The organism is Shinella sp. GW835-FHT14H05 (assembly GCF_058793575.1).
Genome location: NZ_JBXAFY010000001.1, coordinates 1,204,146 through 1,222,886, shown reverse-complemented (window position 1 = coordinate 1,222,886; position 18,741 = coordinate 1,204,146). Strand labels below are relative to the sequence as shown.

At 64.1% G+C, this 18,741-nt stretch carries 18 protein-coding genes and 1 riboswitch; of the genes, 8 read left to right on the top strand and 10 right to left on the bottom strand.

What is annotated here, in order from left to right:
• Window positions 1-114 precede the first annotated feature (114 nt).
• The 6 genes from cobW to AC1Q6Z_RS05985 all read right to left on the bottom strand — a co-directional run bounded on the left by cobW (window position 115) and on the right by AC1Q6Z_RS05985 (window position 6,734).
• Window positions 115-1,164: a cobalamin biosynthesis protein CobW gene (gene cobW, locus AC1Q6Z_RS06010; RefSeq protein WP_492647046.1), complete on the bottom strand. Its 1,050-nt coding sequence runs from the start codon at window positions 1,162-1,164 to the stop codon at window positions 115-117.
• A gap of 3 nt (window positions 1,165-1,167) precedes the next feature.
• Window positions 1,168-1,692, bottom strand: coding sequence for a bifunctional adenosylcobinamide kinase/adenosylcobinamide-phosphate guanylyltransferase (gene cobU, locus AC1Q6Z_RS06005; protein WP_492647045.1), 525 nt, complete (start codon window positions 1,690-1,692; stop codon window positions 1,168-1,170).
• A gap of 1 nt (window position 1,693) precedes the next feature.
• On the bottom strand, window positions 1,694-2,482 hold the full coding sequence (locus AC1Q6Z_RS06000) for a CbtA family protein (protein ID WP_492647044.1): 789 nt from the start codon (window positions 2,480-2,482) through the stop codon (window positions 1,694-1,696).
• 12 nt (window positions 2,483-2,494) lie between these two features.
• Window positions 2,495-2,671, bottom strand: a complete 177-nt coding sequence (locus tag AC1Q6Z_RS05995) for a CbtB domain-containing protein (protein WP_256115483.1) — start codon at window positions 2,669-2,671, stop codon at window positions 2,495-2,497.
• Window positions 2,672-2,718: 47 nt separating this feature from the next.
• A riboswitch (cobalamin riboswitch) is annotated at window positions 2,719-3,087 on the bottom strand.
• Between the two features lie 71 nt (window positions 3,088-3,158).
• A complete protein-coding gene (locus AC1Q6Z_RS05990; RefSeq protein ID WP_492647043.1) occupies window positions 3,159-5,129 on the bottom strand; it encodes a peptidoglycan-binding domain-containing protein in 1,971 nt (656 codons plus the stop codon).
• Window positions 5,130-5,270: 141 nt separating this feature from the next.
• A complete protein-coding gene (locus AC1Q6Z_RS05985) occupies window positions 5,271-6,734 on the bottom strand; it encodes a cobyric acid synthase (RefSeq protein WP_492647042.1) in 1,464 nt (487 codons plus the stop codon).
• 245 nt (window positions 6,735-6,979) lie between these two features.
• On the opposite strand from AC1Q6Z_RS05985, the gene AC1Q6Z_RS05980 reads away from it, so the two are divergent.
• The 7 genes from AC1Q6Z_RS05980 (at window position 6,980) to AC1Q6Z_RS05950 (ending at window position 13,202) form a co-directional block, all read left to right on the top strand.
• Window positions 6,980-7,123 carry a hypothetical protein gene (locus tag AC1Q6Z_RS05980; protein WP_256115480.1) on the top strand — a complete coding sequence of 48 codons (144 nt, stop codon included), beginning with the start codon at window positions 6,980-6,982 and terminating at the stop codon, window positions 7,121-7,123.
• A gap of 776 nt (window positions 7,124-7,899) precedes the next feature.
• Entirely contained in the window at window positions 7,900-8,898 is a 999-nt protein-coding gene (locus AC1Q6Z_RS05975; protein ID WP_256115479.1) for an ABC transporter substrate-binding protein, read from the top strand.
• 257 nt (window positions 8,899-9,155) lie between these two features.
• Window positions 9,156-10,067: an ABC transporter permease gene (locus tag AC1Q6Z_RS05970; protein WP_256115478.1), complete on the top strand. Its 912-nt coding sequence runs from the start codon at window positions 9,156-9,158 to the stop codon at window positions 10,065-10,067.
• Window positions 10,060-11,103 (top strand): quaternary amine ABC transporter ATP-binding protein, encoded by a 1,044-nt coding sequence (locus AC1Q6Z_RS05965; RefSeq protein ID WP_492647041.1) that lies wholly within the window; start codon window positions 10,060-10,062, stop codon window positions 11,101-11,103. Before AC1Q6Z_RS05970 ends, AC1Q6Z_RS05965 begins: the two co-directional genes overlap by 8 nt.
• A 214-nt stretch (window positions 11,104-11,317) precedes the next feature.
• On the top strand, window positions 11,318-12,334 hold the full coding sequence (bmt, locus tag AC1Q6Z_RS05960) for a betaine--homocysteine S-methyltransferase (protein WP_439627650.1): 1,017 nt from the start codon (window positions 11,318-11,320) through the stop codon (window positions 12,332-12,334).
• 142 nt (window positions 12,335-12,476) lie between these two features.
• On the top strand, window positions 12,477-12,806 hold the full coding sequence (locus tag AC1Q6Z_RS05955; protein WP_256115475.1) for a DUF1330 domain-containing protein: 330 nt from the start codon (window positions 12,477-12,479) through the stop codon (window positions 12,804-12,806).
• Between the two features lie 24 nt (window positions 12,807-12,830).
• Window positions 12,831-13,202 carry a DUF4180 domain-containing protein gene (locus AC1Q6Z_RS05950; protein WP_492647040.1) on the top strand — a complete coding sequence of 124 codons (372 nt, stop codon included), beginning with the start codon at window positions 12,831-12,833 and terminating at the stop codon, window positions 13,200-13,202.
• A 9-nt stretch (window positions 13,203-13,211) separates the two neighbouring features.
• On the opposite strand, the gene AC1Q6Z_RS05945 is transcribed toward AC1Q6Z_RS05950, so the two are convergent.
• Together AC1Q6Z_RS05945 and AC1Q6Z_RS05940 are read right to left on the bottom strand one after the other, a co-directional pair.
• On the bottom strand, window positions 13,212-14,345 hold the full coding sequence (locus tag AC1Q6Z_RS05945) for an aminotransferase class I/II-fold pyridoxal phosphate-dependent enzyme (protein ID WP_492647039.1): 1,134 nt from the start codon (window positions 14,343-14,345) through the stop codon (window positions 13,212-13,214).
• Window positions 14,342-14,986, bottom strand: a complete 645-nt coding sequence (locus AC1Q6Z_RS05940; protein ID WP_492647038.1) for a helix-turn-helix transcriptional regulator — start codon at window positions 14,984-14,986, stop codon at window positions 14,342-14,344. Before AC1Q6Z_RS05940 ends, AC1Q6Z_RS05945 begins: the two co-directional genes overlap by 4 nt.
• Window positions 14,987-15,113: 127 nt before the next feature.
• On the opposite strand from AC1Q6Z_RS05940, the gene AC1Q6Z_RS05935 reads away from it, so the two are divergent.
• A complete protein-coding gene (locus AC1Q6Z_RS05935) occupies window positions 15,114-15,461 on the top strand; it encodes a hypothetical protein (protein ID WP_435266998.1) in 348 nt (115 codons plus the stop codon).
• Here AC1Q6Z_RS05935 and AC1Q6Z_RS05930 read toward each other — a convergent pair.
• Both AC1Q6Z_RS05930 and AC1Q6Z_RS05925 read right to left on the bottom strand, forming a co-directional pair.
• Window positions 15,446-16,330, bottom strand: coding sequence for a LysR family transcriptional regulator (locus tag AC1Q6Z_RS05930; RefSeq protein ID WP_492647258.1), 885 nt, complete (start codon window positions 16,328-16,330; stop codon window positions 15,446-15,448). The genes AC1Q6Z_RS05935 and AC1Q6Z_RS05930 overlap by 16 nt on opposite strands.
• A gap of 349 nt (window positions 16,331-16,679) precedes the next feature.
• Window positions 16,680-18,728: a vWA domain-containing protein gene (locus AC1Q6Z_RS05925; protein ID WP_492647037.1), complete on the bottom strand. Its 2,049-nt coding sequence runs from the start codon at window positions 18,726-18,728 to the stop codon at window positions 16,680-16,682.
• Window positions 18,729-18,741: the final 13 nt, after the last annotated feature.

The window sequence follows — 18,741 nt, the reverse complement described above, 5'->3', positions numbered from 1 at the left end:
ACCGACAGCCTCCCCTCCCCACCGTCATCCTCGGGCTTGACCCGAGGATCCACCGGCGCGGCAAACCGCGCCCGAAGCGCCGAAGAGAGGGACTGCCGCATCCTCATGCCGAAATCAAACCGCCGCAGCGATAGCCGCGCGCACGGCTGCTTCGTCCATGTCGTGCAGGCCGATGACGACGAAGCGGGTGCCGCGGTTTTCGCCCGGCGTCCAGGCGCGTTCGAAATAGCTGTCGATGCGGCTGCCGACGGCCTGGACGAGCAGGCGCAGCGGCTTGCCGGGCACGTCTGCAAAACCCTTGAGGCGCAGCACGTCGTGTTCGGCGATCACGCCCTTGAGGCGCTCGATGAAGGCGGCCGGGTCGGCGATGGCACCGAGCTCCACGACAAAACTGTCGAACTCGTCATGGTCGTGCTCCTCGCCGTTCTCGTGCTCCAGCTCGTGGTGCGACTTGCGGTTGGCGATATCGTCCTCCGTGCCGACACCGAGGCCGAGCAGCACGGCGGCGGCGACTTCGCCGTTCTTCGCCTCGATCATCGTGGGCTTGCGGACGGTGCGCGAGGCGACTTCGTCGCGCACGATCTTGAGGCCCGCGGCGTCGATCAGGTCCGTCTTGTTGAGAATGATGAGGTCGGCAGCCGTGAGCTGGTCCTCGAACAGTTCTTCGAGCGGGCTCTCGTGGTCGAGGTTGTCGTCCTCGACGCGCAGCGCATCCACCTTGTCATGGTCGTCGGCAAAGCGGCCGGCGGCGACGGCGGCGCTGTCCACCACGGTGATGACGCCATCGACCGTCACCTGCGTCTTGATTTCAGGCCAGTTGAAGGCGGCGACGAGCGGCTGCGGAAGGGCCAGGCCGGACGTCTCGATGACGATGTGGTCCGGGCGGTTTTCGCGTTCCAGCAGCTTCGACATGGTCGGGATGAAATCATCGGCGACGGTGCAGCAGATACAGCCGTTGGTGAGCTCGATGATATCGTCCTCGCTACAGGCTTCCGCGCCGCAGCCCTTCAGCACGTCGCCATCGACGCCGAGATCGCCGAACTCGTTGATGATGAGCGCGATGCGCTTGCCGCCGGCATTCTGGAGCAGGTTGCGGATCAGCGTCGTCTTGCCCGCGCCGAGGAAGCCGGTGATGACGGTGGCGGGGATTTTCTGTTGCAGCATGACTCAACCCTTCATTTTCAGCGGCAATCCGGCCGCGACGAAATAGACTTCTGGCACGAGGGCGGCGATCTGCTGATGCAGCCGCCCGGCATGGTCGCGGAATTCACGCGCCATGCGGTTTTCCGGCACGATGCCGAGGCCGACCTCGTTGGAGACGAAGACCAGCCGGCCCTGCGCCGCCTTGATCGCTTCCGCGAGGCCGGCAAATTCCGCGGCCATATCGCGTTCCTCCAGCATCAGGTTGGTCACCCAGAGCGTAAGGCAATCGATGAGCACCGCCCGGTCCGGGCGTGCCACATCCCTGATGCGGGTGGCGAGCGCAAGCGGCTCCTCATGGGTTTGCCAGCCGTCGCCGCGATCCTCGCGGTGTTTGTCGATGCGCTGGCGCATCTCATCGTCCCATGCCCGGCCGGTGGCGATGTAATGACGCGAAAGGCCGGTCTCGGCGACCAGCCTTTCGGCAAAAGCGGATTTTCCGGAACGCGCACCGCCCAGAACCAGGACGGCTCCGGGCGATGTCTGTGCCATATCAGGCGGCCTTGGCGATCTTTTCGTTGGCAAAACCCAGCGAGAGGCCGAGCACGATCCAGAAGAACAGCGTCGTGGCGAGCGCCGCGACGGCGAACTCCGCACCGAGAACGGCCGGAACATTGCTGGAAATGTCGCCCGGCTGCGGCGCGCCGTAGACCTGCGGCGCCGCAATCAGCACGATGCCGGCGATCTTGGCGACGATGCCGTCCTTGAGGAAGAGCAGGTAGAGCCCTGCCGCGGAAAGCACGATGGTCGCAACCCACCAGACTTGGCGATCGCCGAGATCGGCGGCCGGGAAGCCCGGAAGCTCCGGCGGCAGGCCGATGGCCGGCAGCATGTGCACGGCAAGCCAGCCGGCAGCCCCCCACAGCGCACCGTTCGCCACCGTGATCGGATGGCCGGAAACGAGGCTGAAGCCGGCGAGCAACAGGGCAAAGCCCGAGCCGGTCACGAGGTTTGCGAGCAGCGTGCCGGAGAACCGGCTCATGCCGAACATGATACCGCCCTCTTCGTGCTCTTCGCCCTCATGGGCATAGGCGACGGAGATCGGCGAGAAGGACGAAGCCACATCCAGAAGGACGGCGCCGAGCGAAGAATGCTCCTGCGTCTGCGTGGCGCCATCGGTAGCGGGCGTGGTGCCTTCGGTGGCCGGCGCGGTTTCGCCGCCGCCCTCGAATTCCTCCGCATGGAGAATGAGCGGCACGACTCGCGCCTCCTGGGCGGCTGTCATCAGCACGCCGGAGAACAGCCCGGCCACCAGGGCGGCCAGGAGATAACGAACGATCATGTCAAAAACTCCTTAGTGGCAGGGAAAGCCGTAGGAGTGACGGGTGTCGTGCGCCGTGTCATGCAGCACGGCCGAATTCGCGAGGCCCGCGCCGAAAACCAGGAAAGCGCCGATCAGAAGCGCGAAAACGCCGGCAACAAGGCGGTCGTTTGCGGAAAGGGTAACAGAAGACGTTGAAGAAACAGCCATGACAACCTCCGTGCAGGCGTTGGGGAAGCCCCTCCCCAGGTCGGGCGAAATGCCCTCATCGGCTGGCAGGTCTCCTGGCTCGCGGCGTCCGGCGCTTTTCAACGCCTGCGGAACATTCTCACCTTCCCGGGTAGACGCATCGCAAAAGGGTGGACGATTCGTAGACTAAGAGGCGTCCGGCCCCGGCTTATCGCGATGCCACCCAGTGGCTTTTCCGGCGGGTTCTCCCTGGCACGGCCTGAAGCACCATTGCTTCGTCCCGCACCAGATCCTGCCCTCCGGATGAACGTCCCTCGCCACTCTACAGTCGCGGGGTCGGCCGTGATTGCAGCGCCCTATTTGGGTCCGCCGCGTCACATTCCCATTTACTCCCCGATCCGTTTCCGGATCCGGGAACCATCCAATAATCCGGATGATTATGCTTCCGCATCGCGCAAGTCAATCGATCCGCAGCGGCATCGCCTGTGCTGAAACCGCCGTCACCCACTCAATAGCCCGGAATGATCACCAGACCGCCGCCATCGTTGTAGTAGCTGTCGCCGCGGTATTCGCGCTCTTCATAGTACCCATCGACCGGGCCTTCGAGCACGTCGTAGTCCTGCTGGTAGCGGCGCTGGCGGTTCTGCCGGGCTTCGGCATATTGCGCGGCCTGCCGCAATGCGCGGTATTGCGGACGCGACAGGTAGCCATCGGCGCGATAGCCGGAGGAACCCTGCCAGGCGGCGATCGCCGAGCGGGTGCGCGGGCCGAAGACGCCGTCGACGCCGTAGGTATTGTAGCCGAGCGCGCTCAGGAAGCGCTGTGCCTGCACCCGAATCGACCGGTCCATGTAGGCCTCGCGGGGATCGACGATCGGCCGCTCCTCGATGGCCTGGCGCTCGGTGTCGATGATGGCCGTCTCGGTTTCCTGCTTCGGCGTCACCGCCTCCTCGCGCTTGGTATCGGCCAGCGCTGCGAGCCGTTCGCGGGCATCCCCGACGAAACGACCATTCGGATATTCGTCGAGATAGGCCTGGAACGATTCCTGCGTGCCGCCGAGCACGGCCTTTTCGAAGATCTCCTCCTCGCGCTTCTTCGCGTCGTCGGCCCGTTCGATGGCGAGGCCGCGGTTCTTGCGCTCGGCGTCCTGCGTTTCGGTTTCGCGGGTGGCCGTCGCGGCTTCGCCGGTGTCGGCCCCCTCGGTTTCAGTATTTTCGGTGTCCGCCTGCTTTGCGGCTTCAGCAGCCTCTTCGGCGCGTTTTTCAGCCTCTTCGGCAAGGCGGGCGGCTTCCGCAGCCTTGGCCTCGGCATCCGCCGCAGCGCGTGCCGCTTCGGCCTTCAGTTTCTCCACTTCAGCCGCCTTCTCTTCCGCAAGCTTGCGCGCGGCGGCGGCCTCTTCCTGGATGCGCGCCTTTTCTTCGGCGACGGCCTTCTCGGTCTCGATGCGCTTGGCTTCGGCCTCGCGACGGGCGGCGGCTTCCTCTTCGGCCCGCGCCTTCTGCGCGGCCGCGGCCTCTTCGGCCTTCTGGCGTTCGGCTTCGGCCTTCAGGCGCGCCGTTTCTTCGGCCTTGGCTTTGTCCGCAGCCGCCTGGGCCTCTGCCTTAAGGCGCTCGGCCTCGGCGGCCTGTTCATCGGCCAGCTTGCGCGCAGCCGCTTCCTTCTGTTCCGCTTCCGCCTTCAGGCGGGCGGCCTCTTCGGTGCGGGCTTTTTCCGCGGCCGCGGCTTCCGCTTTTGCCTTCTCCTCGGCGGCGGCCTTTTCCGCGGCCAGCGCACGGGCGGCGGTTTCTTCTTCCGCCTTCTTCGCCTCGGCTTCCGCCTTCAGGCGGGCTTCTTCCGCAGCCTTGGCCTTTTCGGCTTCGGCAGCCTTCTGCGCTTCCTCTTCAGCCTTCTTGGCCTCGGCTTCGGCCTTCAGGCGTGCCGTTTCGGCCTCCGCCTTGGCTTTCTCGGCCTCGGCGGCCTTCTGTGCTTCTTCTTCGGCCTTCTTCGTCTCGGCCTCCGCCTTCAGGCGCGCGGCTTCCGCATCGGCCTTCGCCTTCTCGGCTTCCGCAGTTTTCCGGGCCTCTTCCTCAGCCTTGGCCTTTTCCGCAGCCGCCTGCTCTTCCGCCTTCGCCTTTTCGGCAGCGGCCGCCTGTTCCGCTTTGGCCTTGGCGTCCGCCTCGGCCTGCTCGGTGGAGGTGCCGGTCGTCTGCTTCACCTTGGCGGCGGCCTGCAACTCGGCGATGCGCAGGCGCGCCATCGAGGCGAAGGTGCCGTTCGGATATTGCTTCAGATAGGTTTCGTACTGCGTGAGGTCGCTGCCGGCGGAAACCTTCTGCCAGAGCGAAAATTCCTCTTCCCAGCGTTTTCCGGCACTTCCGGCTTCCTTGCCGGTGGTGGCCTGGGCGAAGGCGATTGCCGGCTGGCCCGCGAGCGTCAGCCCGACGAGGCTTGCAAGGCCGATCCTCACCAGAACGGATCGTGCGAGAGGTCCAGAACCCATAGTCGTCTCACCCTTTCGAAGGCGCTGCGCCCGGCAACCGGGCGGATTTCCATCTGTCCTCGCACCGAATTCTGGCGCAACTTTGGTGCGGCAGGCCGGCAGTCACAGGAACCCGATGGCTGAACGTTTCAGGGGCGCGATTTAATCAGCGCTGCCTAAAAGGCGATCGAGCCAGGCCGGGTCGAGAACGGCCTCCAGCTCCGCCGCCACACCATCCAGCGCCACGTCGACGCCTGCCCGATAATCGAAGCCGCCGCCCTCGATGCCGAAGTCGGCGAGCAGCCGCGCCCGGTAGGCGTCGCTCGAAAGCAGGCCGTGCAGATAGGTGCCCATGACGCGGCCATCCGGCGAGATCGCGCCATCCGCCCGCCCGTCGATGCTCACGGCAGGGCGCAGCGCATCCGGCCCGGTGGTGCGGCCGAGGTGGATTTCGTAGCCCTCCAGCGGCACGTCATATTGCAGCGAGCGGGCCGTGCTGTTGCGCACGGTCTTTTCCGGCGCCATTTCCGTTTCGACCGCCAGCAGCCCGAGGCCTTCGACCTCGCGCTCGCTGCCCTCGATGCCGAGCGGATCGGTGACGCGGTGACCCAGCATCTGGTAACCGCCGCAGATGCCGATGACGCGGCCGCCGCGGCGTATATGCATCGCGAGGTCCCTGTCCCAGCCGGCCGCGCGAAAATCGCCGAGGTCTGAAATGGTGGATTTCGAGCCGGGCAGCACGACGAGCCCGGCATCGGCCGGAAACCGCTCGCCCGGCCGCACGAAGACGAGATCGACCTGCGGCTCGGCCTTCAGCGGATCGAGATCGTCGAAATTGGCAATGCGAGGCAGCACCGGCACCGCCACCTTCAAGGCGCCGCCGCCGCCCTTGGCGAGTCGCTCTAGAACCACGGAATCCTCGGCCGGCAGGCGCGCGGCGTCTTTCAGCCACGGCACGACGCCGAAACACGGCCAACCCGTGAAGCGGCCGATCTCGGTAATCCCGTCGTCGAACAGCGTCACGTCCCCGCGGAACTTGTTGATGAGATAACCCGTCACTATGCGCCGGTCTTCCTCCGGCAATATGGCATGCGTGCCGACCAGCGAGGCGATCACGCCGCCGCGGTCGATGTCGCCGACGAGCACGACCGGCACATTGGCGCGCGTCGCAAAACCCATATTGGCGATGTCGCCGGCCCGGAGGTTGATTTCCGCCGGCGAGCCAGCACCTTCGACGACAACGAGATCGGCACCGTCCGAGACGATCCCGAAACTTTCCAGCACCGCATCCATCAGCTTCGGTTTGAGCGCCTGGTAGTCCCGCCCCTTCGCCTGACCGAAGACTTTTCCCTGCACGATGATCTGGCTGCCGACGTCGGATTGCGGCTTCAGTAGCACCGGGTTCATGTGCACGGAGGACGGAACGCGGGCGGCAAGCGATTGCAGCCATTGCGCCCGGCCGATCTCGCCGCCATCGGCGGAAACGGCGGCGTTGTTCGACATGTTCTGCGGCTTGAACGGGCGCACCTTCAGCCCGCGGTTTGCGGCGATGCGGCAGAGCCCCGCCACCAATACCGTTTTTCCGACATCGGAGCCGGTTCCCTGCAGCATGATCGTTCTCGTCATACCATCCCCCTAGCATTCCGCCCCGTCGCCGAAAAGCCCTGATTTACCGCAATTCCGCCCCAATTTGGGGGCGGCGGGAGATGCAATTCAGCAACAGAAAGTCATGCAATTCGAGCATGGCAGATCTGCTGTTCATTCTGCGACATTTTGCGCCGTGAACGATCGTGACTTTCGCCCCGGACATGCCTATATCAACGTCATCACACAGCCGAGGCGAGTGGCTTCGGGTTTCAAGGACAAAGACCATGCTGTTCATCTTCAGCAAGCCGAATTTCGTACAGATCGCCTGGAACGGCGAAGCCCCCCAGAGCCAGTCCCGCGTGCGCAACGTCGTCATGGACGCCCCGCTCGGTCCGCTTGGCTTCATCCGCACGCGCTCCGTCGGCTGATTGTTTCGAGCGCGACGTCAGGTCCGCTCGCATGGAACGTCGCCTCTCTCCGGGAGGCGGCGTTTTTTTATGGATTTTTGTTTTCTGAAGGTGCGCCAGAACGGCGAAAGCCGTGCATCCCGTTAAGTGATGCACGGCTTGCCAGATACGCATGGCGGCTTCCGACAAAAACGCATCGGAGCCCAAGGCACTCCGGTACGCTAGACCTTTCCGGAGCGGACGGCGGTGTCCCCCGCCATGTCCAAAGCAATAGCGGCACATCCTTACCGGACCGTTATCGGGAGCTTAAGCAAAGATGAATCGCGATTTTTTTTGAAAAACCGCGAAATATTTTTTGCGAGCGCAAAGCGGCGCATACGGAACAGGATATGTCCGCATTCAACGACCATCATGCGCCGCCAGTCTATCGGCCCCGCGGACATTTGCCCCGATGCGAGCAAACGCCCATTTTTTCCACCGTATGGTTGCCGGTTTTTCAGCATCTTGCCCTCCCGCCGGACCGCAACTGACAGAGGATGGACGCGCAGGAGGTTGATTTCTCAATAAGAACCCGTAGGCTACCCCTGTGACGTACGAGAAGACGACGCCGGTGACAGGGTTCCGCCGGCGGACCAGAAAAAAGCTCGGCGTCGTTGCAGCAGGGGGATTTGGCTCGCCTCACCTGGCATCGAACCTCCATGGCTGCCGTAAAACTTTCGGGCAGACGGGACAACGCAGTAGCCTGCGCTGCCTTCCGGGTTGATCGCTGCATCCAAGACTGGGAGGTCTTAAAACTCATGAAGAAGCTCCTTGCTTCCACTATCCTCGCTGCCGGCCTCTACGGCTTTGCCGGTGCCGCCCAGGCGGCCGACTGCGGTGAAGTATCGATAGCCGAAATGAACTGGGCGTCTGCCGGCGTTGCCGCGCATGTCGACAAGCTCATTCTCGAAAACGGCTACGGCTGCACGGTCACGCTGGTGACCGGCGACACCATGCCGACCTTCACCTCGATGAACGAAAAGGGCGAGCCGGACGTCGCACCCGAAATGTGGGTGAACGCCGTGCGCACACCGCTCGACGCGGCCATCGCCGAAGGCCGGCTGATCCAGCTCGCTCCCCTTCTCTCGGAAGGCGGCGTGGAAGGCTGGTGGATTCCGAAATTCTTTGCCGACGCACATCCAGACATCAAGACCGTTCAGGACGCGCTGAAGCATCCCGACCTCTTCCCGGCGCCGGAAGACGCCTCGAAGGGCGCCGTGCACAATTGCCCGTCGGGCTGGAACTGCCAGGTCTCGACCGCCAACCTCTACAAGGCGCTGAACGCCGATGCCGACGGCTTCGAGCTCGTCGACACGGGCTCGGCGGCCGGCCTCGACGGCTCGATCGCCAACGCCTTCGAAAAGCAGACCGGCTGGCTCGGCTACTACTGGGCGCCGACCGCCATTCTCGGCAAGTACGAGATGACGCGCCTGTCCTTCGGCGTCGAACACAACAAGGCCGACTGGGACGCCTGCACGGCGGTTCCGGACTGCGCCGATCCCAAGGTCAACTCCTACCCGACCTCGGACGTCTTCACCGTCGTGACCAAGTCCTTCTCCGAGAAGGCCGGCGTCGCGATGGACTACATGAAGACCCGCCAGTGGGACAACGGCACGGTCGGCAAGGTTCTCGCCTGGATGACCGACAACCAGGGCACCAACGAGGATGCTGCCAAGTACTTCCTCGAAAACTATCCGGACATGTGGACCAAGTGGGTCGCCCCGGACGTCGCAGAGAAGGTCAAGGCCGCCCTCTGACGCACTCTCGCCGGCAGCCTTCCCCGGCTGCCGGCCTTTCGCGACCTGAACGAGGGCGCTGGCTTTTTGCCTGACGCCCGCCCAAGAAACTGCAGAGGTCGCAAACAGCACAGTATCAAGCGGCAGTTCGTGTAAAGACGAACTGCAAGCCGGGAACCAGAACAAGAATATCCCTGTGCGCACCGTTCCGTTCGCAATTGCAAACTCGTTTCTTTGCGATGCGGGACAATAACTTCCGGTAGAAAGAGGGGAAAAGGATGGCAGGCATATGCGAATTGTTGCCAGGCTTTCTATGTAAGTTTCCGGCCTTCAGTGACGCCAGCGTCCGCGCGGCACGAAAAGTCATCGACGACGGCTTCAAGGGCCTCGTCAGAGAATATGTCAACATCATCGATGCAATGGTGCAGCCATTGCAGTGGTTCCTGAACTATCTCGAACGGCTGTTTGTCAGTTCACCCTGGCCGATCATCCTGATCATCATGGTGGCGATCGTCTATTTCGGCAGCCGAAACATGAAGATTACCATCGGCACCGCACTTTCCATGCTCGCCATCGGCCTTCTCGGCCTGTGGAACGACACGATGGTGACGCTCGCCATGGTGACGGTCTGTACGATGATCGCGATCATCGTCGGCATACCGATCGGCATCGTCATGGCGCGCTCCGACCGGGTGCAGTCTTTTGTCAATCCCGTGCTCGACGTGATGCAGACGATGCCGAGCTTCGTCTATCTCATTCCCGTCGTCATGATCTTCGGCATCGGCAAGGTGCCCGGGCTGATCGCGGTCGTCATCTATGCGGTGCCGCCGATGATCCGCCTTACCAATCTCGGCATTCGCCTCGTCGACAAGGAAGTGCTGGAGGCGGCGGATGCCTTCGGTTCCTCCGGCTGGCAGAAGCTCAAGAACGTGCAGATGCCGCTCGCACTTCCCACCATCATGGCCGGCATCAACCAGACCATCATGATGTCGCTCGCCATGGTGGTCGTCGCCTCGATGGTCGGTGTGGGCGGTCTCGGCAAGAACGTGCTGCAGGCCATCAACAACCAGTTCTTCACGGTCGGGTTCCTGAACGGGTTCGCGCTCGTGGCCATCGCCATCATTTTCGACCGTACGAGCCAGGCCTATGGCAGACGGCTGCAGAAGCATTCGGAGGTAATTCATGGTTAGTCATGCAATCGAGGTCCGCAATCTCTACAAGATCTTCGGACCCCGCGGCGGCGACTATGTCGATGCAGTCAAGAAGGGTCTCGGCAAGGCGGAACTGAACCAGAAATACGGCCATGTGCTGGGCCTGCGCGACATCAACATTTCGATGCCGGCGGGCGGCATCATGGTGGTGATGGGTCTCTCCGGCTCCGGCAAATCGACGCTGATCCGCCACATCAACCGGCTGATCGACCCGACCGCCGGCGAAGTGCTCTACGACGGCGTCGACGTCTGCAAGATGAGCGAGAACGACCTTCGCGAATTCCGCCGCCACAAGACGGCGATGGTGTTCCAGAAGTTCGCGCTGCTGCCGCACCGCACGGTTCTGGAAAACACCGTCTACGGCCTGGAAATCCAGGGCGTCGGCGCTGCCGATCGTGAAAAGCGGGCCAAGCAGTGGATCGAGCGCGTCGGCCTTGCCGGCTTCGAGAACCACTACCCGAACCAGCTTTCGGGCGGCATGCAGCAGCGCGTGGGCCTCGCGCGGGCGCTGACCAACGATGCCGATATCCTCCTGATGGACGAAGCCTATTCGGCGCTCGACCCGCTGATCCGCGTCGACATGCAGACCGTTCTTCTCGATCTCCAGAAGGAACTCCGGAAGACCGTCGTCTTCATCACGCACGATCTCGACGAGGCGCTGCGTCTCGGCGACAAGATCGCCATCCTGCGCGACGGCCTGGTCGTGCAGCAGGGCACCGGCCAGGAAATCGTGCTGAACCCCGCCGACGAATACATCACCGCCTTCGTCAAGGAAGTGAACCGCGGCCGCGTGGTGAATGTCGAGACGATCATGGCGCCGCTGTCCGGCAACCCGGAAGGCATGCCGATCGTCAAGGGCACCGTGCTGGAAGTTGCGGCCCGCGCCATGACGGCCGTCAACCAGACGCTCGCCCATGTCATCGACGAATCCGGCAAGCCGATCGGCGCCCTCAGCCTCAGCGCGATCATCTCCAGCATGGTGACGCCGACAAGCCACGAGGCGAAGGCGGCCTGAAGCACGCCCTCTCCTCTGTCATCCTCGGGCTTGACCCGAGGATCCACATCCGCGGCGTGCCGGTGGATGGATGGTCGGGTCAAGCCCGACCATGACGAGGGGAGGTATTGTTTTTTGAGCGCCCTCGCGGGCGCTCTTTTCTTTTACCGGCGACACACGATTGCAATCACATAAAGAAATCTTTATATGATGCAACAAACAGAAGGATATGCCGATGACCGCGACGAACCCGCTTGCTGAGCTTCTTGCCGAAAAGCCCTTCCTGCTTGCCGATGGCGCAACCGGGACCTCGCTCTTCGCCATGGGCCTCGAAGCCGGGGAAGCGCCGGAGCTTTGGAACGAGGCGAAGCCGGAAAACATCACCAAGCTCCACCAGGACTTCGTCGATGCCGGCGCGGACATCATCCTCACCAACACGTTCGGCGGCACGCGCCATCGCCTGAAGCTGCACCATGCGCAGGACCGCGTCTTCGACCTCAACAAGAAGGCCGCCGAGATCGCCCGCGCCGTCGCCGACAAGGCCGATCGCAAGGTCATCGTCGCCGGCTCCGTCGGCCCGACGGGCGAATTGCTCGTGCCGCTCGGCGCGATGACCTATGACGACGCCGTCGCCGCCTTCGTCGAGCAGATCGAGGGCCTGAAGGCCGGCGGCGCCGATGTCGCCTGGATCGAGACGATGTCGTCGCCGGAAGAGATCCGCGCCGCCGCCGAAGGTGCGGCCAAGGTCGGCTTGCCCTTCGTCTATACCGGCTCGTTCGACACCGCCGGCAAGACCATGATGGGCCTGCACCCGCGGGACATCCACGGCGTTGCCGGCGATATCGGCGAAGGCCCGCTCGCCGTCGGCGCCAATTGCGGCGTCGGCGCTTCCGACATCCTCTCCTCGCTGCTCGACATGACCGGCGCCGATCCGTCGGCGACCGTGGTCGTCAAGGGCAATTGCGGCATCCCGGAATATCGCGGCGCGGAAATCTACTATTCCGGCACACCGCCGCTGATGGCCGAATATGCGCGACTTGCCCGCGATGCCGGCGCGCGCATCATCGGCGGCTGCTGCGGCACCTCCTGCGAGCACCTCGCCGCGATGCGCGTGGCGCTCGACGCGCACGAGCCGCGCGAACGCCCGGCGCTTGCGACGATCATCGAGCGGATCGGCCCGCTGCGCAACAAGACCGCCGACGAAAGCGCCGCCCAGCCGGCCCGCGAACGCAGCAGCCGCCGCCGAGGCTGAGCCCTCTCGAAGGATCCTGCATCAGCCGCCGCGGGCGGCTTTTTGTCGACATAGGGGCGGCCATTACCTGCAAGGTAATCGATCCGCCGCACCCGACCGCCTAGTCTGCCTGTCAACGAAACCCGTTCACAGGAGAAACCCGATGACCACCTACGCCCTCGCCCACCTTCACAATGTCACGATGGGTCCGCAGATCGTCGCCTATCTGGAGGGGATCGACGCCACCATGGCGCCCTTCGGCGGCAAGTTCGTGATCCATGGCGACGGCAACAAGCGCGTGCTGGAAGGCAGCTTCGCCGGCGACGTGATCATGCTGTCCTTTCCGACCCGCAAGGACGCAGAGGGCTGGTACGCATCCGAGGCCTACCGCGCGATCCTGCCGCTTCGCACGCTGAATTCGGTGGGCGACGTGCTGCTGATCGACGGCGTCGACGACGATCATAAAGCGACCGACATTCTGAAGAAGGTATAGGTCCGAACGACGACGGAGACTCAGATGACGAACACGATGGACATGGCCGGCACGAAAGTTCTCGTGCTCGCCATTGACGGACCGCCGATCGTGACGGAAGCGGACAGCAACGACATTATCAGCGAAGCGTTCTCGACGGAGGCGGAACTGATCGCCATCCCGGTGGAACGCCTCGGCCCGGATTTCCTCCGGCTCGAAACCCGTATCGCCGGCACCGTCTTCCAGAAATTCGTCAATTACCACCTGCGCTGCGCCATCATCGGCGACGTTGCCCCGCTGCTCGAAAACAGCAAGGCGCTCAGCGATTTCGTGCGCGAGACGAACAAGGGCCGGTCGATCTGGTTCCTCGCGAGCCTCGATGACCTGCGGGCAAAACTCACCCGTGTGGGTGCCTGACACGATCGATCAAGCCCCCGCCAGAAACGCCCGCCAAGCGTCAAGCCCCGCATCGATGTTGCGCCGCCCGACGCCGACGCGAAAGCGGTCCATCGGTACGGGCAGGAGGTCGGAGACGTAGAGGGTGGAGGGCAGGAGAAGCACACCCTTCTCTTCAACCAGCCTCTGGCAATGTTCCTCCACGCCGTCCTTGCCGAGATACCGCGGAAACGCGACACAGCCACCATCCGGCGCTGCCCAGTCGTAGAGATGCGGGAAATCGGCGAAGAAGGCGCCGATCTTGACCATGTTTTCCGCGCAGAGCGCGCGATTGCGCGCGAAAATCGTCTCGCGCGCCTTGATCGCGATGCCGGCCAGCACTTCGGAAGGCCGCGCGTTGCAGATGGAGAGGTAGTGCTTCATCTTCTCCATGCGCGCCAGCAGCGCGTGGTCGCGGCAGGCGATCCAGCCGATGCGCAGGCCCGGGAGGCCATAGGCCTTCGACATGACATTGAGCGAAATGCCCTTTTCGAACAGGTCCGCCGCCTGCGGCAGGCGCTTTTCCGCGTCGATTTCCAGTCCACGATAGACCTCGTCGGAGAAGAGATGGATGCCGCGCTCAGCGCAGAGATCGGCGAGGCCGCGAAAGATATTTTGGTAGGCAATGGCGCCTGTCGGATTGTTCGGGAAATTGACGGCGATGAGCTTGGTTTCCGGCCGCAGTGCCGCGCGCACCTCGTCGAGATCAAGCTGCCAGCGGTTTTCCGGCCGCAGCGCCACACCGGTGACATTGCCGGTGATCGTCACCGGCATGGTCTCCATCGACTGGTAGTTCGGCACGGTGACGATGGCGTGGTCGCCCGGCGAAAGCAAAGCCAGCATGGCGCAATAAAGCCCCTCCTCCGCCCCGGCGAAGGTGAGGATATCGGCGCCGGACAAGGTGTCATAGGTGGTGGCGATGGTGTCGCGCAGCGCCGGCGCGCCCCAGGTCTCGGTATAACCGAGCGAGACGCGCTCCCACGCTTCCCGGTCTTCTGGGCCGGCGAGCGCCAGCAGTTCGGACATGGTCATGGTCTCGGCGTCGCTCGCCGTCATGTGGTGGCGCGCCTTGAACTCCCAGCGCGAAAAATGGGTTTCGAGGCGGAAATCCGGCAGCGTTGTCATGGGGTCCTGTCCTTCTGGCTGCGCCGGGCATCGGCGAGATAATTGTAGATCGAGGCGCGCGAGGCGCCGAGGAGGGAGGCCAGGTGATCGACGGCATTGCGCGTCTGGAACAGGCCGCGGCTGTCGAGGGCCGCGACGAGCGCCACGCGATCGCCTTTCTTGAGCGCCGTCAACGCCAGGCCGCGGGTGCGCAGCCAGTCATGCAGCGCCGTATTGATCTCCTCCCGCCAGTCGCCGGCAAAAAGCGAAGGCGGGCGTGGTGAGACGGCCCCGGTGAAGGCGGCGAGAAGCTTGGCGGCCGCGTCGAAATGCGAGACGTCCATGTTGATGCAGAGGAGGCCGATCGCCTGGCCGTGATCGTCCTTCAGCACGGCGGTCACCGATTTCAGCCGCCGCCCGTCCTCGCCGGTCTTTTCATAGGGGCCGTAGACGCCCCCTTCCCCCGCCCCTTCCAGCGCGTCCTCGACGAGCGATTCCACGCCCGCCTTGCGGCCGGAAAAAGCATTCCAGATGCCGGCGATCAGGCCCGTTTCGAGATCGTGCAGCACGATCTCGGCATGTGGATAGAACAGGGTCGAGATGGCCGCAGCGGTGGCAGCGTGCTGGCGAAGCAGCGTATCGGCGTTTGATGATTCGAACATGGCGGCAAACAATCCGATCGTGGATATTTTGTCAATATTGGATTTTTCATCCAAACATGCCCGACAGGCTTGCGACCGGTTTTTCCGCGGCCTATCCAGAGGCGACACGATTCTCTGGGGGATGACGATGAGTGCGGACCTTGCAGCCTTTCCGGACCGGCAGACCGTCGCCGACAAGCTTGCGGCGCTGGGCGAGGCCGACCAGGCCTATCTCCGCCTGCTGATGGAAAACGCCAAGCAAGACGAAAACCTGCTGGAAGGGCTGGCGCTGCATCTCGACCGCGCCGCCGACGCGCGTTTCCTCAATGCGCTGAAGCTGGAAAAGCTCGGCGAATGGCTCGGAACCGTGGCGCCGGCGCGCCTGCAAGTGCGGCTCACCGAAACCGCCCGTTCCAGCCAGCACGCCGCCTACGCCGCCTTCCGCGCCGGGCTCACTCGCTCCGGCGGCCTGGAACGGGCCTATCCGAAAGCCTGATCCGCCGCGGCCGCCACCGGCCCGAAGGATTTGCGCAGCATATCCGCCATGCCGTCGATCGCCGGCCCGCCGCGCCGCGGATTGCGCTTCAGCACGACACGCGAGGAATCGATCTGCGGAAAGCCGTCCGCGACCGTGAGTTCGCGCGCGCCCGGCGGGATGTTGCTGCGCGAGAGCGGCGCGATGGTGAGGCCGCTCGCGACGGCGGAGCGCAGACCGCCGCTGGTATCGCAGGTATAGGCGATGCGGTACGGGATCGTGTGGCGCTCCAGCGAGCGTAGCGCGAAATCCCGGCACCAGCTCGACCGCCAGTAGACGGCGACCGGCACCGGGCGCTCCAGATGCCGGTTATGCGCCACCGCACCCACCCAGACGGTCGGGTCGATCGCCAGAAGCTCACCGGAAACCCCGTCGCACCAGTCGAAGATGATGGCGAGGTCAAGCTCGTCCGCCTCCAGCGCCGCCAGTTGCTGGGACGTGTAGCCGCAGAGCACCGTCACCTCGATATTGGGATGGATTTCGGCGAAGGCGGCGAGCGCATTGGGCAGGACCGTCTGGTTGTATTCTTCCGGTATGCCGACCCGCACCGGCCCGTCGAGCGGCGCCGTGCGCATGGCCGCCGTCGTCTCGTCGACCAGGCCGACGATGCGCCGCGCATAGGGCAGCAGCCGCTTGCCCTCCATCGTCAGCGCGACACCGCGCGGGCCGCGCTCGAAGAGCGTCGCGCCGACCGATTCCTCCAGCTTGCGCACCTGCATGCTGATAGCGGATTGCGTGCGCGCGAGCCTTTCGGCCGCATGGGTGACATTGCCGGCCTGGGCCACGGCGACGAAAATTCTGAGCAGATCGCTTTCGAGAGGAGGATACATGGCGCCATCGCTTTTTCTGATGCCAGCCATAATCGCTATTCGTTTGTGAAATGTCTACCGCTTTGCTTGGCTCTGTCCGGAAATGGAAGGGCAAGGGCGATGAACATTTTCCGAAGATGGACGAAGACGCTGAGAATGGCGGTGGCGCGGCGGCGTCAGGCCCGGGCGGAACGGGAGGCGTTTCAATTGATTCTCGCCCGCGGAGACGACCACCTGTTGCGCGACATAGGCTTGACGCTGCACGAGGCACAATCGATCGACCCTTCCCGCCTGGGGAAGGGTCGAAACGATACGGCGAACGGCTGGAGGGACTAAAGGCGGCCATTCCCCGCCATCGAGAGGAAGGACGTTATTGCGCCTTCTCCCCCGAAAGACCGCCGGCAAGCTGCACGAGCTTCAGGAATTCCGCCCGGTAGCCGAACGGGTCTTCGCCCTTGGCCGCCTGCGCGAGGCCGAGGATCGAGCCGTAGGCGTAGTCCTGAAGGGCGGAAACGCCCTTCAGCTTCTGCCCGAAGGCGGCGACGGCGACGGAGAAGCGCACGTCCGTGGCGGCCGCGTTGACGTCAGTGACCCCATTAGCGTCCGTCACCGGCATGGTCACGAGTTCGCTCGTGTCGCTGTCCGGCTTCTTCCAGCGCATCTTCAGGAAGGCGAGTTCCGAACTGCCGGCGACCGGTGTTGCGGCCGCCTGCTCGTTGCCATAGCGCAGCGCATCGTTCAGCACGGCGGGGCTGCCCTTCGGCGTCACCTCGTAGATCGCGGTCACCCGGTGGCCGGAGCCGATATCGCCGGCATCCACCTTGTCGTTGTTGAAGTCCTCGCGGTTCAAAACGCGGGTCTCGTAGCCGACCAGGCGATATTCGGCGATGCGCGCCGGGTTGAACTCGATCTGGAACTTGACGTCCTTGGCGATCGGGAAGAGCGAGGACCCCGCCTCCTCCACCAGCGTCTTCTGGGCTTCCGCGAGCGTATCGATATAGGCGGCGGTGCCGTTGCCGTTCTGCGCCAGCGTCTGCATCATGCCGTCATTGTAGTTGCCGCGGCCGAAACCAAGCACCGAGAGGAAGATGCCGCTCTTGCGACGCTCCTCGATGATGCGCTTCAGGTCCTCGTCGCTCGCCGGGCCGACATTGAAGTCACCGTCCGTCGCCAGCATGACGCGGTTGACGCCATCCTTCTTGAAGGCCTTCTGCGCCAGCCGGTAGGCCGCCTCGATGCCCTCCGCGCCGGCCGTTGAGCCGCCGGGCTGGAGATTGTCAATGGCCGACAGAATCTTGTCGCGCTCCTTTGCCTCCGTCGGCTCCAGCACCACGCCGGCATTGCCGGCATAGGTGACGATCGAGACCGTGTCCGTATCCTTCAGCTTGCCGACAAGCAGGCGGAAGGCGCTCTTCAGGAGCGGCAGCTTGTCGGCTTCGTCCATCGAGCCGGACACGTCGATGAGGAAGACGAGGTTGGCGGAGGGCTGCGCCGTCGCCACCGTCTCGAAGCCCTTGATACCGACATGCAGAAGCTGCGTGTCCTTGTTCCACGGCGTCGGCATGACGGTGACGGTGGCGTTGAACGGCTTGTCCGCCGTCTCCGGCCCCTTCCAGTCATAGGGGAAATAATTGACCATCTCCTCGACGCGCACGGACTCCTGATCCGGCAGGCTGCCGCCGAGAAGCGCGCTGCGCACATAGGAATAGGACGCCGTATCGACATCCGCCGAGAAGGTCGAGACCGGATCGGTCGCAACGCTCTTTACCGGGTTCGGATCGGCGGAGGCGAAACGTTCGCGGTCTTCCGCCGGCATCGGCATGGTAATGCCATCCGCCACGATGGAGGGCTGCGCGATCGACCGGCTCAGCACATCGACATTGGCGGCACCGCCGAGAGCGAAGGATTCCGGCACGGCCGCGGCCGCCTCCTTCTCCTCGCGCAGTTCGGCGACCGGCGCCTGCTCGGTGGCGAGCGTGCCGGTGGCCTGGGCCGTGTCGGCAGCCGTGGCCGCGGCGCCGTTTTCCACGGTCGCCTGCAGCTCGTCCTTAACCTTCTTGGCCTCCTGCTTGCGAAGGCGCACGTCCTGATCCACGGGCGTTGCCGCAATCTCCGTCTCGGTGGTGAGCGGCACGGTGCCGTTGCGCACCATTTCATAGGTGACGAGGCCGGCGACGGGCACGACGAGAAGCGTGGCAAGGGCCGAGCCGGCGAGAAGTCTGCGGTTCATGATAGGGCTCCAAATTCGGTTGAACATGGAGCTTCGACGCCCGCCACCGGCAGAACCTTGGGGGGCGGTCGCATTTTTTTCCGCATCGTCGAAAGCCTGCATGGCGGAGGCGAACGCGCGGGCGCGGGCCTCAGCATCCGGAGCCGGCGCTCTGCGGCGGGCGAGTTTGTCGAGGTCGAGGTCGGTCATCGTCTATCCTTCC